At 65.3% G+C, this 14080-nt stretch carries 13 protein-coding genes; 8 read left to right on the top strand and 5 right to left on the bottom strand.

Annotated elements, in window-relative coordinates:
* Window positions 1-38: 38 nt before the first annotated feature.
* Both E5673_RS14475 and E5673_RS14470 read left to right on the top strand, forming a co-directional pair.
* Complete coding sequence (locus tag E5673_RS14475) at window positions 39-833, top strand: SDR family oxidoreductase (RefSeq protein ID WP_136190554.1); 795 nt, start codon at window positions 39-41, stop codon at window positions 831-833.
* A 33-nt stretch (window positions 834-866) separates the two neighbouring features.
* Window positions 867-1370, top strand: a complete 504-nt coding sequence (locus E5673_RS14470) for an SRPBCC domain-containing protein (RefSeq protein ID WP_136190553.1) — start codon at window positions 867-869, stop codon at window positions 1368-1370.
* A 37-nt stretch (window positions 1371-1407) separates the two neighbouring features.
* Here the strand turns inward: E5673_RS14470 and E5673_RS14465 are convergent, their stop codons facing one another.
* The 3 genes from E5673_RS14465 to E5673_RS14455 all read right to left on the bottom strand — a co-directional run bounded on the left by E5673_RS14465 (window position 1408) and on the right by E5673_RS14455 (window position 5190).
* On the bottom strand, window positions 1408-2313 hold the full coding sequence (locus E5673_RS14465) for a LysR family transcriptional regulator (RefSeq protein WP_136190552.1): 906 nt from the start codon (window positions 2311-2313) through the stop codon (window positions 1408-1410).
* A 185-nt stretch (window positions 2314-2498) separates the two neighbouring features.
* Window positions 2499-3842, bottom strand: a complete 1344-nt coding sequence (locus E5673_RS14460) for an ATP-binding protein (protein WP_136190551.1) — start codon at window positions 3840-3842, stop codon at window positions 2499-2501.
* A complete protein-coding gene (locus E5673_RS14455) occupies window positions 3832-5190 on the bottom strand; it encodes a sigma-54 dependent transcriptional regulator (RefSeq protein ID WP_136190550.1) in 1359 nt (452 codons plus the stop codon). The genes E5673_RS14460 and E5673_RS14455 overlap by 11 nt, the downstream gene beginning before the upstream one ends.
* A gap of 207 nt (window positions 5191-5397) precedes the next feature.
* Here E5673_RS14455 and E5673_RS14450 point away from each other — a divergent pair, with 207 nt between their 5' ends.
* The 5 genes from E5673_RS14450 (at window position 5398) to E5673_RS14430 (ending at window position 11467) form a co-directional block, all read left to right on the top strand.
* Window positions 5398-5718 carry a UrcA family protein gene (locus tag E5673_RS14450; protein ID WP_168711641.1) on the top strand — a complete coding sequence of 107 codons (321 nt, stop codon included), beginning with the start codon at window positions 5398-5400 and terminating at the stop codon, window positions 5716-5718.
* A gap of 75 nt (window positions 5719-5793) precedes the next feature.
* Window positions 5794-7083 (top strand): efflux transporter periplasmic adaptor subunit, encoded by a 1290-nt coding sequence (locus tag E5673_RS14445; protein WP_247599404.1) that lies wholly within the window; start codon window positions 5794-5796, stop codon window positions 7081-7083.
* Between the two features lie 13 nt (window positions 7084-7096).
* The gene (locus tag E5673_RS14440; RefSeq protein WP_136190548.1) at window positions 7097-7777 is read left to right on the top strand and encodes an ABC transporter ATP-binding protein; all 681 of its coding nucleotides are present in this window, start codon (window positions 7097-7099) and stop codon (window positions 7775-7777) included.
* Window positions 7778-7788: 11 nt separating this feature from the next.
* Window positions 7789-10227 (top strand): ABC transporter permease, encoded by a 2439-nt coding sequence (locus E5673_RS14435; RefSeq protein WP_136190547.1) that lies wholly within the window; start codon window positions 7789-7791, stop codon window positions 10225-10227.
* A gap of 28 nt (window positions 10228-10255) precedes the next feature.
* Window positions 10256-11467 carry a TolC family outer membrane protein gene (locus E5673_RS14430; RefSeq protein ID WP_247599403.1) on the top strand — a complete coding sequence of 404 codons (1212 nt, stop codon included), beginning with the start codon at window positions 10256-10258 and terminating at the stop codon, window positions 11465-11467.
* A 118-nt stretch (window positions 11468-11585) separates the two neighbouring features.
* On the opposite strand, the gene E5673_RS14425 is transcribed toward E5673_RS14430, so the two are convergent.
* The gene (locus E5673_RS14425) at window positions 11586-12707 is read right to left on the bottom strand and encodes an FUSC family protein (protein WP_136190545.1); all 1122 of its coding nucleotides are present in this window, start codon (window positions 12705-12707) and stop codon (window positions 11586-11588) included.
* Entirely contained in the window at window positions 12704-13108 is a 405-nt protein-coding gene (locus tag E5673_RS14420; protein WP_136190544.1) for a MarR family transcriptional regulator, read from the bottom strand. Before E5673_RS14420 ends, E5673_RS14425 begins: the two co-directional genes overlap by 4 nt.
* Before the next feature lie 143 nt (window positions 13109-13251).
* Here E5673_RS14420 and E5673_RS14415 point away from each other — a divergent pair, with 143 nt between their 5' ends.
* A complete protein-coding gene (locus tag E5673_RS14415; protein ID WP_136190543.1) occupies window positions 13252-13821 on the top strand; it encodes an isochorismatase family protein in 570 nt (189 codons plus the stop codon).
* Window positions 13822-14080: the final 259 nt, after the last annotated feature.

The raw sequence follows: 14080 nt of genomic DNA, 5'->3' as shown, positions 1-14080 counted from the left end.
CCTGTGCCAATTTGCGCCAAACTTGAAGGAACAGTAGCATGAATATCGATCTCAAGGGTCGTCGGGCCATCGTCACGGGTTCGACGGCAGGCATCGGTCGCGCGATCGCCGAAGGATTGGCCAGGGCGGGGGCGTCGGTCGTCATCAACGGGCGGACGCAGGGTAGGGTCTCCGACACGCTGCGGGAATTGCGCTCGCAATTCCCTGACGCCCAGCTGAGCGGCGTCGTTGCAGATCTGGCGACCGCCGAGGGCTCCGCCACCCTAGCTGCGCAAGCGCCGGAAGCCGACATCCTCGTGAACAACATGGGCACGGCTCGGCCCAACGGCTTCTTCGATCAGGACGACGGCGAATGGTTGGACCTGTTCCAGACCAACGTCATGAGCGGAGTGCGCGCGGCACGCCATTACGTGCCGGGGATGACGGCGCGCGGCTGGGGCCGTGTGGTGTTCATGAGCAGCGAATCCGCGATCAACATCCCGAAGGAGATGATCGACTACGGCATGACGAAGACCGCGCAGCTTGCCGTATCGAGGGGGCTCGCGGAACTGGTCGGCGGAACGGGCGTCACCGTCAACTCGGTCCTTCCCGGCCCGACCAATTCCGAAATCCTGTCGAACTGGATGAAGAAGACGGCCGAGGAGCAGGGGATCACGCAGGAGGACGCCGAACAGGAGTTCCTGAAGACGATGCGACCAACCACCTTGCTCAATCGGTTCACGTCGACAGAAGAGGTCGCGAACATGGTCGTCTATCTCTGCTCGCAGCAGGCTTCCGGCACCACGGGTGCGGCTCTGCGTGTCGATGGCGGCGTCCTGCGATCAATCGCCTGACCCGCCGCATCCCACGAAGTTAGGAAAAATCTTATGTTCGAGATCATAGATTGGCCCGCCGACATGGCACCGAGCCAGTGCCCGATCCACTTCACCAACGAATTGGAGGTCGCCGTATCGCCCGAGACGGTCTGGTCCCTGCTCGTCGACCCCGGAGCGTGGCCCGGCTTCTACCCCGGGGTCCAGCACGTCCGGTTGCTGGATGGGCATAGCAGGTTGCAATCCGGCACGCGCTTCGAGACGAACCTCGCTGGCCAGGACGTCTTCGCTTCCGTGCAGGAGTTCGTGCCGAAGAGCCGCATCGCCTGGGGGGGCTATCCGCTCGTTTCCGAGGAATCGAAGGCCCACCATGCGTGGATCATCACGCCCACGGAGAGAGGCGTCCATCTTTGGACGGAAGAGACTATGCGGGGTCCCCACTGGATCGAATTGGCAAAAGCCGCGCCCGACGCGTTCTGGCTCGCACACGAGAAGCTTCTGAAGGATCTCGCCAAGGTCGCGCTTGATCGTGAGGCAAAGCAAGGGCGTCCGGGTTAGGCCGCCATGCATGGACTCGTGTCGGGATGGCGGAAGCTCAGGTGCTCGATACGCCACTGACCAGACCGGCGAGAAGCGCGGAATGGGCCTCGAACCGCTGGGCGATGAAGTCACTGAACAAGCGAACGCGCTTCGTCTTGCGGGTCTCGCCGTGCGTCAGCAGCCAGAAGGTGCCGTGCTTGCGTAGGGCGCCTCCTGGAACCCGTATGACCAGCGGATCGACATCGCCCACGAAACAGGACAACGGCGCCATGCCCAAGCCCGCTCTGACAGCGATGATCTGCGCCTCGGAATCCGTAACGGTGACGGGGGCGTCGGACTGCTCGACGTCGTTCTCCCTTGCCCATTCGGGGACTCCGCCATCCTCCAGCTTCAGCACCCACCGGACCTTCGCCTCTCGGCCCGAGCGATGGTCTTCGAGCAGTGCACGAGAGATATAGACGGCGCCGTGAACGTCACGGAGCTGCCGACCGATCAGATGGGCGGGCAGCGTATCGCGATCATACACCACGCGCAGCGCCACGTCGGCTTGGCGCGTCGTGAGATTGACCAGATCCGAGGACGATAGGATCTGTAATTCGATATCGGGGTACAGGCGGCAGAACTCGGCAAAATCGGGCATCAGCAAATGGGTTGCGACAGTCGGCGGCAGAGCCACTCGGAGTAGCCCGCGCACGCTTTGATCCCGACCGAAGACGCGCGTTTCCAGCTTATTCGACGCCCCTTCCATCAGCTCCGCTAGCGCGAGGATTTCCTCGCCGGCCTCCGTCAAACGGTAGCCCGACGGCAGTTTTTCGAAGACCTGTGCGCCGAGCAGCTCCTCGAGCTGACTGATGCGGCGTATCACCGTGGAATGGGTCACCTTGAGCCGATCCGCTGCGGCACGGACCGATCCACCGCGCGCGACCGCCAGGAAGTAGCGAACATCGTCCCAATTCGTCATCGAACTAGCCTATGCACGAGGGAGATCGGAACTTCGAGCGTAACTAGCTGCTCAAGGCTCGGCGCCGTGCCTCTCGCCAACGAGCGTCGCGCAGATCCTGAGGTGTCGTTGGACATCGCGAAATGGCCTCCCCTGCTGCACCCCGCTCTTCGTCAGGGGGCCCTCCTGGGAATTGAGTTGATGACCTAACACAGCGTCGTCGGAAGTATCATCTCGATACGGCTCGGTAGCCCGTCACCGACCTCGATCTGCCCGCCATGAAGAAGAACGATCTGGCGGGCAAAGCTAAGGCCTATGCCGCTGCCGCGGGGCTTGGTGGTGAAGAATGGCAGGAACACCTCGCGAGACAGATGCGTCGCGATGCCGGGCCCGTTGTCGGTCACCGCGATCCGGATCCGGCCGTTCGGCCTGGTTTCGGCGGTCAACGCGATCGCGGGACGTTCGGTCGAGGCAACTGCCTCGCTAGCGTTCTTGAGCAGGTTGAGCAGGACCTGTGTGAGGAGCGCGGCATCTCCGTACAGCGGACGCAGGTCGGGCGCGATGTTCAGGGTCACTGGTGCGGTCGCATTCGGCATGGCGGCGTGGACCGTGGCGGTACGCGTCAACCAGTCGGAGACGTCGATCCGTTCGCGGCGAAGAGCCGGAGCTTCGCTGAAGCCCTTGTAGGTCTCGACGAAGTGTTCGAGTTCGCCGGCCCGTCGCGCCAGAGCGCCTACCGCGAGCTGCGCGTCGCCGATCGCGGGGTTGTCAGTCGGGTCGAGCGCATCGAGCCGATGTCTCGCGGTTGCGGCGAGCGACGTCACCGGGGTCAGCGAGTTCATGATCTCGTGCGTCAGGACGCGGACCAGGTCGATCTGCGCGGCTAGCTCGGCACCGTCGAGCTCGGCCTGGATCACCTTCACGGCAACGATGCGTCGGACGTCGCCGGCGAGTTCGATCAGCGTTGCATCGACGACGACGCGTTGTGACAGGCCGTCCACTACGATCCGGCCAAGTCGGCTAGGTCCGGGCACTGCGCCGCGGAGCAGTTCGACGAACGCTTCGCCGTAACGGCCAAGCGCCGCGATATCGGTCGGCGATCCGCGGCCGAACTGTCGCCTCGCCGCCTTGTTCCCCAGCGTTAGTGCGTCGCCTGGACCCAGGACCAGAAGCGGCGTGGGGGCGCCGTCGGCAAGCGCGCTGGCAAAAGTAGCCGCAGTGGCGCCGCCGGCCCGTTCCTCGCGTAGACGTGCTAGCGCTCGCTCGTACGCTGCGCCAAGCCGGTCGAACCCGGAGCCCCGGCCGTTCCAGGTGAACGACTGGCTGAGGTCGACGCGGTCTAGCGCGGCGACGAATCGCGCGAGTTCGGCGTTGCTCTCGGACACGAGGCTCCAGAGGCCGAACGTGGCGAGTATCGCAAAGCCGACCGCGAGGAGCATGGCGGCCGGCGCGCGCCCATAGGCGGCGAGCAGGCTCGCGACGCTCAGCGCGAAAAGCAGCAGCAGGACTCGGGCGGCGAGGCGCACCGCGAAACGGCGTCTAAAGGCCATGCTTCTCCATCCGCCGATAGAGCGTGCCGCGCGACAGTCCGAGTTCGGTTGCCGCGGTCGAGATGTTGAACGCGTGCTTCTTCAGCGCCTGCTCGATCGCCTGCCGCTCGACCCGGTCGAGGTTGAGATCGTCGACCGGTGCGGCCTCGGCTACCGGCGCCGATCGACCGAGAGGAAAGTCGGCCAGAGTATAAATGGCGCCTTCGGCGAGGATGACCGCGCGTTCGGCGGCGTGGCGAAGCGCGCGGACGTTGCCAGGCCAGTCGTATGCGATCAGGGCGGCGAGGACATCGGCAGGTAAGTTCCGATCCGGCTTGTCGTAGCGGGTGCGGAACTCGTCGAGGAACGTGTTCAGCAGCAACGCGATGTCCTCGCGGCGCTCGCGCAACGGCGGCAGTTCGATCTCGACGGTGTTGAGCCGGAATAGGAGATCCTGCCGAAACAGCCGCTCGTCGGCGAGACCCGCCACGGCCACGTTCGTCGCGGAGACGACACGAATGTCGATCGCGACCGGCCGGTTCGTGCCGACTGGCGTGACGCGGCGCTGTTCCAGCGCGGTCAGCAGTTTCGGCTGGAGATGAAGCGGCAGGTTGCCGATCTCATCGAGGAACAGCGTTCCGCCATCCGCCGACTGGAGCCTTCCTATGCGATCCGTCCGCGCATCGGTGAACGCGCCTTTGGCATGGCCGAACAGTTCGGAATCGAACAGCGTCTCGGAGATCGCCCCCAGATCGACCGTCACCAGTTCTCCTGCAGCCCTTCGCGAAAGGCGGTGAAGTTCCCGAGCGACGAGCTCCTTGCCGGTGCCGTTCTCACCGAGAATGAGGACGTTCGCATCGGTAGGCGCTGCCTTCTCGATCAGCGACTGGACGCGAGCCATGGCCGGGGACGTGCCGAGCAGCGGCGAGCCCGTCGCTTTCGGAGTGGCGGCGCCGGTGTCGATGCGGCGCATCCGGCCGAGCGAGGCGGCGTTGCGCACCGTCGCCAGCAGCCGATCGTTGTTCCAGGGTTTCGAGACGAAATCGATGGCACCGTGCTTCATCGCCGCCACCGCCACCGCGACGCTGCCATGCGCGGTGATCATCACGATCGCGGCGGCGGGATCGGCCGCCTGCATCAGGCTCAGCCACCGGAACCCCTCCGATCCGTCGGTCGCACCCCGCGCGAAGTTCGCGTCGAGCAGCACCGCATCGAAATGTCCGCGTTCGATCGCCGCGATGGCCTCGTCCGGGGACATGGTCGTCACGACCTCGCGGAACATCGGCGCGAGCAGCAGGCGCGCTGCAAGGAGGATGTCCTCGTCATCATCGACGACGAGGCAGCGATCGAAGGAGGGCGTCGGGGACATCGGTAGAGCTTTGTTCATACCCGGCGCACAATCAAGATGCGTGCCAGTGTCCGATCGTGGACACCCGATGTCCGGTCGTGAACAGCAAAGCAAACGGCCCAGTCAGATCGCGTGCAAATAAGTGCCATAAAAGAACGTCTTACGAAGCTGGCATGGTTGATGCTCTTGGAAGCGGGTCGGCAGTCCCGTCGACGAAAGGATCCTGTCATGAACACCAACAGTCGCCGGATCGTCTGTTCCTTTCTCAGCGTGGTCGGAGCCGCAAGCTTGGTCGCCTTCGCCGATCCCGCGAGCGCGAACTCGGTCAACGTCGACGCGCCTCGGCAAACCACGGTCAAGTACCGCGATCTCGATCTCGGCAGCCGCATAGGCCGCGCCACGTTCGACCGTCGCGTCTCAAGCGCCGCCGATCTGGTCTGCGGAGTCGGCATCCGTATGTGGTCAGCATCCGAGTACTCCTGCCGCCGCAACGTCTTTGAACAGGCGCGTCAGGCCACTGATCTTGATCATCGGACCGAGCGTGGTTGAGCAGCCAGAACCGCGACTGTCCGATGCCGGACAGTCACCGTCCGGATTCGGACACTCGCGTATGGACCACCGATCGTGACATCTGACTCTTCAGCCAGCCCGAACGCGACGAGCGGCGCGAGCATGGATCGCCGCGTCGAGACGCCGCGACTCTCGCGCCGCCGCATTGGGATGTTGGCCGCGGCCGTACTTGCGGTTTTATGCGTGATCGCGCTGTGGCGCTTCCTTCCATCCGCGCATTCTACCGATGTCGCAGCGGCCGATGTCGTGACGAGTGGTGTGACGCGCGCGCCGTTCGACGATGCGGTTCCCGTTCGCGCGACCGTCGCACCGAACGTGACGACCTTGGTCGGCGTTGTATCCGGCGGCCAGGTCGAGCGGCTGATCGTGCAGGACGGCGCAGCGGTGTTCGCGGGCCAGCCGCTCGCCACGCTCGCCAATCCCCAGCTGAAGCTCGATATCCTGACGCGCGAAGCCGCGATCGCAAGCCAGCTCGGTCAGGTGTCGGGCGAGGATCTGACGCTCGAACGCAGTTCGCGGGACCGTGACACGCAGGTGGCCGGCGCCGACTATGACCTGATCAAGGCGCGACGCGATTTGAGCATCCGGCAGCAGCTCCACGACAAGGGGTTCGTGTCAGATGCCGGCCTGAGGAGCTATCAGGAAGAGGCCACGTACCAGCGTCAGCGTGTCGCGCAGTTGCACGCTGCGGAGGGTGCTGAGCAGCGCATCGCAAAGCTTCAAGCGAGCCGGCTCTCCGACACGCGTGGCCGCCTGTCGAACAATCTGGCGGCAGTGCGCGATGGCCTGGACGCGCTGACCGTTCGCTCACCCGCGACCGGGCGCCTTACCAACTTCACGATTCAGCCCGGCCAGTCGCTGAAGCCCGGCGATCCAGCCGGACAGGTCGACAGCGAGGGGTCCTGGAAGCTGGTCGCCGACGTCGACCAGTATTTCCTGGGTCGCGTCCAGATCGGCCAGCAGGCCAGCGGGGAGGGGATGTCGCACCTCGTCGTCACCAAGGTCCTTCCCGCGGTGACCGATGGACGCTTCCGCGTGGAACTCGGTTTCCGCGGGACGTCACCCCAGGGCCTCAACCGCGGGCAGGCGATCGACGCCCGGATCACGCTCGGTGCAGCGCGTCCGGCGATCGTCGCGCCGCTTGGCGGCTGGATCGACAGCGACGGTGGCGCTGCCGCCTACGTCCTCGACGCGGGCGGCACGCATGCGGTGCGCCGCACGATCCGCATCGGCCGCCGAAACGCTAGCCAGGTCGAGATCCTGTCCGGCATCGCGGCCGGCGAACGCATCGTCACCTCCGACACCAGCGGCTTCAACAAAGCCGCCTCGATCAACCTCAAGTGAAGGTTCCGCAATCATGATCACCCTGGACGGCATTCAGCGCCGCTACCTCTCCGACGCGGTCGAGACGACTGCGCTCGCCGATATCGACCTTCACGTCGCAGCCGGCGAGTTCGTCGCGATCATGGGGCCGTCGGGCTGCGGCAAGTCGACTCTGCTCAACACGCTCGGCACGGTCGATCGACCGACCGGTGGACGCTACCTGTTCGATGGCCGCGATCTGGCAAGCGAGGGCGAGGCGACGCTGGCGCAGTTCCGCGCGCAGACGCTCGGCTTCGTCTTCCAGAGCTTCAATCTCATCGACGAACTTACGATCGCCGAGAACGTCGAGCTCGGGCTGGCCTATCGGAAAGACCAGAAGGGCGACCGCCGGGCGCGGATCGAGGCGGCGATGGACCGCGTCGGTATCTCACATCGCGCGCGTCATTACCCGCATCAGCTGTCCGGAGGCCAGCAGCAGCGAGCTGCGATCGCCCGCGCGATCGTCGGCGATCCGAAACTCATCCTCGCCGACGAGCCAACCGGCAACCTCGATACGGAGAACGGCGCGCAGGTGATGGGGATCCTCGAAAGCCTCAACGCCGCCGGCGCGACGATCATCATGGTGACGCACAGCCCCGCGCATGCGGATCTCGTCGGACGCCGCATCGACATGCTCGACGGGCGCATCGTCGCCTCCGTCGCGCGTCAGATCTGAAGGGACTCTATATGAACCGTTTCGCCCTGATCGGCTTCTGGCGTTCGCTGACCCGTCACCGCCTCTACGCCGCGCTCAACATCGGCGGTCTCGCGCTCGGCATCGCCGTGTTCCTCGTCCTTACGCTCTATGTGCGGTTCGAGACCGGGTTCGAACGCTGGCTGCCCGGTTATCAGCACATCTACCTCGTCGAAAGCCAGACCAGCGACGCGCTTAGCAGCGTACGTGCGCGCCAATCGACACCCGTGGCGGCGTGGTCGGCGATCAAGGCCGATCTACCGGCTACGCGTGGTACCCGCATCCAGCGAGCGGATGCTGCGGTGGTGAAGAACGGCGTCGGCGTGAGGGAACGCATGGGGCTGGTCGATCCGACCTTCTTTACGATCTTTCAACTGCATGCCGTGGCGGGCGCGCTGCCGGCGCGGTTCGACGATCCGACTGCAATCGTCATCACGAGGCGGACGGCCGAGAAGTATTTCGGGTCGGCGTCGCCGATAGGCGCACCTCTGGCGGTAACGTTCGGCGGCAAGCGCTACGCCTACCGCGTAGTGGCGGTGATCGACGATCTGCCGAACGACACGCAACTTGAGTTCGACCTGCTTGCGCCGCTCGTCATCTCCGAAGACCGGAACGACGCGTCCTACGTCTCCAATCATTCCTGGAACTACGGCGGTCCGTCCACCTATGTCTGGTTGGCTGATGCCGCCGCGGCGTCGCGGCTCGCGGCAGCGCTGCCCGGCATCACGGCGCGGCACGTCACGGCGGAGACGCCCGACAACGGCGGCGTCTTCTCGGTCTCGCTGTCGCTGCGGCGGATGACGGACACGCATTTCGAGACGCCCGGAGCGACCCTGATGGTGACCACGCTCGGGATCATCGGTCTGCTCACGCTGATCGTAGCGATCGTGAACTACGTGAACCTCGCGACCGCACGTGCCGGCCTGCGTGCGCGTGAAGTCGGCATGCGGAAGGTGCTGGGTGCTGACCAGGCGACGTTGCTGCGTCACTTCGTAGGGGAAGCGATTGCCACCGCGCTCATCGCCGCGGTGTTCGGGCTGGCTCTCGCGGAACTCGGCGTGCCGCTGGTCAACGCTGCGACCGGGCTGGAACTGTCGGTCCGCTATGTCGGGCTGGACGGCGTGCTGCTGCCGCTCGCGGTACTTGCGATCCTCGTCGGTGCCGTCGCCGGCCTATACCCGGCCGTCATCCTGTCGCGTGTTCCCGCGGCTGCCGTGCTGGCTTCGGCCCGGTCGCCAGGCGGCGGACGCGCAGGCGCCCGCACCCGCGAAGCGCTCGTCATCTTCCAGTTCACCGTCACGATCGCCTTGATCGTGGGGACGCTGGTATTGGTTTCGCAGACTCGCCACGTTCGCGAAGCCGACGTCGGCTATGACCGCAATCAACTGCTGCTCGTTCGCTCGTTCGGGAGCGACAGTTTGGACGACTCCCAGCGCGAATCGCTACTTCACCGCTTCGCCGCGCTCCCGAACGCGCGGGGCGTCAGCGTAGGCACATCGGTGCCCGGACGCGGCCTTTACGTCTCGACGACGACCTATCCTCTACCGGGCACCTCCGGGCCTGGGTTGTCGCTCGAACGCTTCGATACCATCCCCGGCTATTTCGACGTCCTCGGCGCAAAGCTGATCGCCGGACGGCAGTTCGACCCCGCACGTCCGGCCGACATCAACCCGGACAAGGCCGGTGTGGCGGGGTCCGAGCGCCTGCCGGCGAACATCATCATCAACCGCAGCGCCGTTCGTGCCTTCCATTTCGGCAGCCCACAGTCCGCGATCGGCAAGACCGTGGGGATCGAAACGCCGCGGACGATCATCGGCGTGGTCGAGGACATGCGGGTCTACTCGCCGCGCGACAAGGTATCGCCGACCGCCTATCTGTTCACGCTTCGCCCACCCCAGTCCGCAGTCGCAATGATCCGCTTCAGCGGGGATGCCAAGGCGTTTGCGCAAACTGCGGGCGATGCCTGGCGCCGAGAGGCACCCGAGGTGCCGTTCGACGCCCGGACAACGGTGCAGGCGCTCGAAAAGCTTTACGAAGCCGATGATCGCATGGCGAACCTCTTCGCGATCGGCGCGGGCCTTGCCGTGGCGATCGGCTGTGTCGGACTGTGGGGGCTCGCCTCGTTCACCACCGCGAGGCGAGTGCGCGAGATCGGCATCCGCAAGGTGCTCGGCGCATCGTCGGGCGACGTCGTGAAGCTGCTGGTCGGGCAGTTCCTACGGCCGGTGCTGTTGGCCAACCTCCTCGCCTGGCCGCTCGCCTATGTCGCGATGCGGGCGTGGCTGGCCGGGTTCGACGACCGGATCGCGTTGTCGCCTTCATACTTCATCGCTGCGAGCGTGCTCGCGCTGGCGATCGCGATCGCGACGGTGCTTTCGCAGTCGATAAGGGCTTCGCGGGCGACGCCGGCCTGGGCGCTCCGTCATGAATAGGGTCTGGTTTGCCGGGGCCGCGTTAATCATGGCGGCGCCACAGGCGTCAGCCGAGACGCTGGCGGATGCAGTACGGGCGGCCGTAGCGAACAACCCGACGCTTGCCGGCGCAAATGCTCGGCAGGACGCGCTCGCCGAGGCGCCCGAGCAGGCGCGGTCGCTCGGCCGGCTGACTGCGGATGTCGGCGCGACGGGAGGCTATGACCGTTACGATCGCGGCAAGAGCGGCAGCGGCACAGTGTCGGCGTCACTGCCGATCTGGACCGGGGGGCGGGTCCGCACCGCGGTCCGCGCCGCCGATGCCGACGTCGCGGCGGGCGGGGAAGGCGTACGGGACGTGACCGCCGGGGTGCTCAGCGACGTGGTGGGTGCCTATGCCGACCTGTTGTTTCAGCAGGAGTCGGTCGCGATCGTTCGCGCCGACATCCAGTTGCTCGACAGCCAGGTGGCGGAGTCGAAGGCGCGGTTCGATCTGGGAACGGGAACGCAGACAGACGTCGCCCGACTGGTTGCGCAACGTGCGTCGGCCGGTGCGACCGAAGCCAGTGCGGTCGCGGCACTCGCGGCTGCGGCGGCGGACTACCGGGCGGTCGTCGGCGTCGATGCAGGGAAACTCGCGCCGCCGCCGGCGACGCTCGCGGGACTGCCTGCGACGATCGAGAATGCGCGCGCGCAGGCGATCGAGGCCAACCCGGTCTATCGCCAGGCGCGTTTCGCTCTCGACGCGGCCGACGCGCGGATCGGTATCGCGCGGAGCAATGGTGCGCCGAGCGTCGGGGTCGGTGCGAGCTATGGCTATGGCTATGCGGCGGGTGGCGGCGATGGCGGTTACGTCCGGAGCGCGGCGGCCGGGGCTACCTTCCGGCTGCCGTTGCTCACCGGTGGCCTCGTCAAGTCGCAGGTCCGCCAAGCGACAGCCGACGCACGAGCAGCGCGCTACGACACCGACGCGGTGTCGCGGAACGTGGTCCGTGCGATCGACACGGCCTGGGCGAACGTCATCGCCGCCAGGACGCGGGTCGATGCCAATACGCAGGCGGTCACGGCCGCCGACCGCGCCTTGGCCGGCGTGAAGGCGGAATACGCGGTCGGCCTGCGTTCGACGCTCGACATTCTGATCGCCGACGAAAGCCTGCGTGGCGCGCAGCTGGCTTTGGCGAACAGTCGCAGCGACCTGCTCACCGGTGAGACGGCTTTGCTTCGGGCAACCGGTGCGCTGGGACAAGCTGCTTTCGGATGATCGGTACGGTGCACCGAACTCGTGAGGCCGCTGCAACCGCTCGCATCAGGCCATTCGCTCGTCCAGTGCAGGTGATCGGGACTACGATCGCCTCTTCCACGAACGGGAGCGTGGGGGGCTATCCGTGGTCTCCATTGCCTTCTCCGCCGGCATCCGCGTCCCGTTTTCGCACGGTCCGGTGCCTGCCGGTTGCTGTCATCCAACGCGGCACGAGTCTCGATGGTCCACCCACAAGTAGGTCGGCAGCGCTGTTGGCGAAGAAGGAGACGCCTATCGTGAAGCAGAAACCGATCAGGCCGCCCAATACGACGTTCTCTACGCGTTCGGCAGCAGCGTACGATCCGCCGCCAGCCACGACGATCGCGACGACGACCAACATGCAACGCGATCCGAAACCCAGGACGTAGCTCTGGAAGGCGACCAGCGTAAGCAGAGAACCGACGACGCTCGCACCGTAGACGGCCCTGCTACCCGGAGCCAACAGACCCAACGCGAAACCGAGCGGAACGCCGACGAAGGCTCCGATGCTCCGATCCCGCCATTTCGAGCGGACTGCCGCCGCGTCGCCGCCGACCACGGACGCGGCGGACCAGATCACCCATTGGCCATGAGAGATTGGAAGGATCTCGACCAAGCCGGTGGCGAATGCCACGGCAGCGGCGACGGTCACGACCGGAACCCAATCCGAGATGCGTTCGCCGCCCTTCGCGCCCGCGATCAACAGTCTGAAATAGCTTGGACGCGGGGTGCCTGGTGGACGTCGCAGTCCGTGATCCATGCAAGCCAGCAGCAGGGTCGGGAGCGCGCCTGCGAACAACCATGGCAACATTCGCAACATCCCGGCGTCAAGTCGGCCGTGATGCGCTTCGAATACGTCCATCGCGAGGTAGAGCCCGGGCACGAACGTGAAGTTCCCAAGGGACCGCAGCTTCGCACCCGCCACGGTGATGCGAACGGACAGCATGGCAAACAGAGCGGTCAATAAGGGGAAGAGTACGTGATTTCCCTGCGATATCAGGAGAACCGTGAACACGGTGATGATCGCAAGTGCGTGCAACAGCACGCCTGCAGGTGCCACTCCTGACCGCTCATGGCCGATGAAGGTCGAAATCGTGATGATCGAGAGCTGCAGCCATGCCGCGTCGCTTTCGAAGGCGGCAAGAGCCACCGTCGGCGCCAGCACCAAGGCCGCCCGCAGGAGGATGGCGCCGTGAATGCGGAGGTCCAGCCGCCGGGTCATTTGACCGATGGAGGGGCGGTTGGGGTTGTCGCGAGCCGCTCAAGCAGTTCGCCCGCGGCCGAAAGCGTCCGCTGTTCGTCGGCAGTCAACTCGCTGACGGCCGCCGAAAGCCACTGACTGCGCTGGTTTCGGGCTGCGTCCAGCGTGTCGCGCCCCTGTCTCGTCAGAAGGACATGCGTCCGTCTGCGATCATGCGGGTCGTGAGCACGCGTGAGATGGCCGCGCTTCTCGGCGTCTCGCAGACCGGCCGCGATGTTCGAGGATCGAGCATCCAGTTCGCGCGCCAGGGCTGTCGGATTGGCGTCGTCACCAAGCCTGTCAACGGCGGCGAGCATTGCCAGCAGAGTCCAGGTCTGTACGTCCGCCGTCGCTTCCACGCGGAGACGGCGGACGAACATCATCACCTGATCCCGGAGCCTGTCGACGGGCCTCTCTCCACCAATCGATCTGTTACCTATCGACATATAGCTGTTCCACCATAGATATCCAAGTTGTAGTTGTGCGTAGGCATTGGCACAAGGCGCCAGCAAATCGGAGACATGAGATGCCAGTCACTCAGCTAGATCCCAAGACCGCATTGCTTCTGGTGGACCTCCAGAACGGGTTTCGCAGTCTTCCGACGGTCCACCCCATGCACGACGTCGTCGGGAATGCGGTCCGACTCGCTAGGACATTCCGAGAAAGGCGTCTCAAAGTCGTATTGATCACGGTGGCTGGCGCGCCGCCAGGTCGCACCGATTCGCCGCGCATGGAAGGAGAGCGTCCCGAAGGGTGGGCCGATCCACTTCCTGAACTTGAAGGCGCGGACACGGACCATGTGATAGTCAAGCGTACCTGGGGTGCGTTCACCGAGACGGGACTGGCGAAGGACCTACGGACGGTTGGCGTGACGCAGGTCGTCGTCGCGGGTGTGGCGACGAGCATGGGTGTCGAATCGACTGCGCGTCAGGCTTACGAACTCGGCTTCCATGTCACGTTCGCGATCGACGCGATCACCGATCTGGATGCCGAAGCTCATCTGCACAGCACGCTCATCTTCGCGAAGATCGGCGAAGTAGGGTCGACGAGCGATATAATCTCAATGCTCGAACGAAACGACCCGTCTTTCCGCTGACGTCATACGGCCATTCACGAGGAGGATGGGGATCTGGGTAGACGGGGCGCGGGAAGCTCACATGTCTACGCCGCGCCCAGGCCTGCGTGTTGTCGGAGATCTATAAGGCGAACCCCGTCCACGGATAGGCCACAGTCGATTCCAGGAAGCCTGGCCGATCGCGTCAAGACCGTTGCGAAGCCTTTCGAGACGCTTCGGTACCGCCTCGGCCCCGAGCGCATGAACGAGCCCGGTATGGGTCCGGTTGAGTGTCAGAGGC

Origin of the sequence: Sphingomonas sp. PAMC26645 (assembly GCF_004795835.1) — a bacterium.
Taxonomy (GTDB): domain Bacteria; phylum Pseudomonadota; class Alphaproteobacteria; order Sphingomonadales; family Sphingomonadaceae; genus Sphingomonas.
This window is presented reverse-complemented; position numbering and strand designations above follow the sequence as displayed.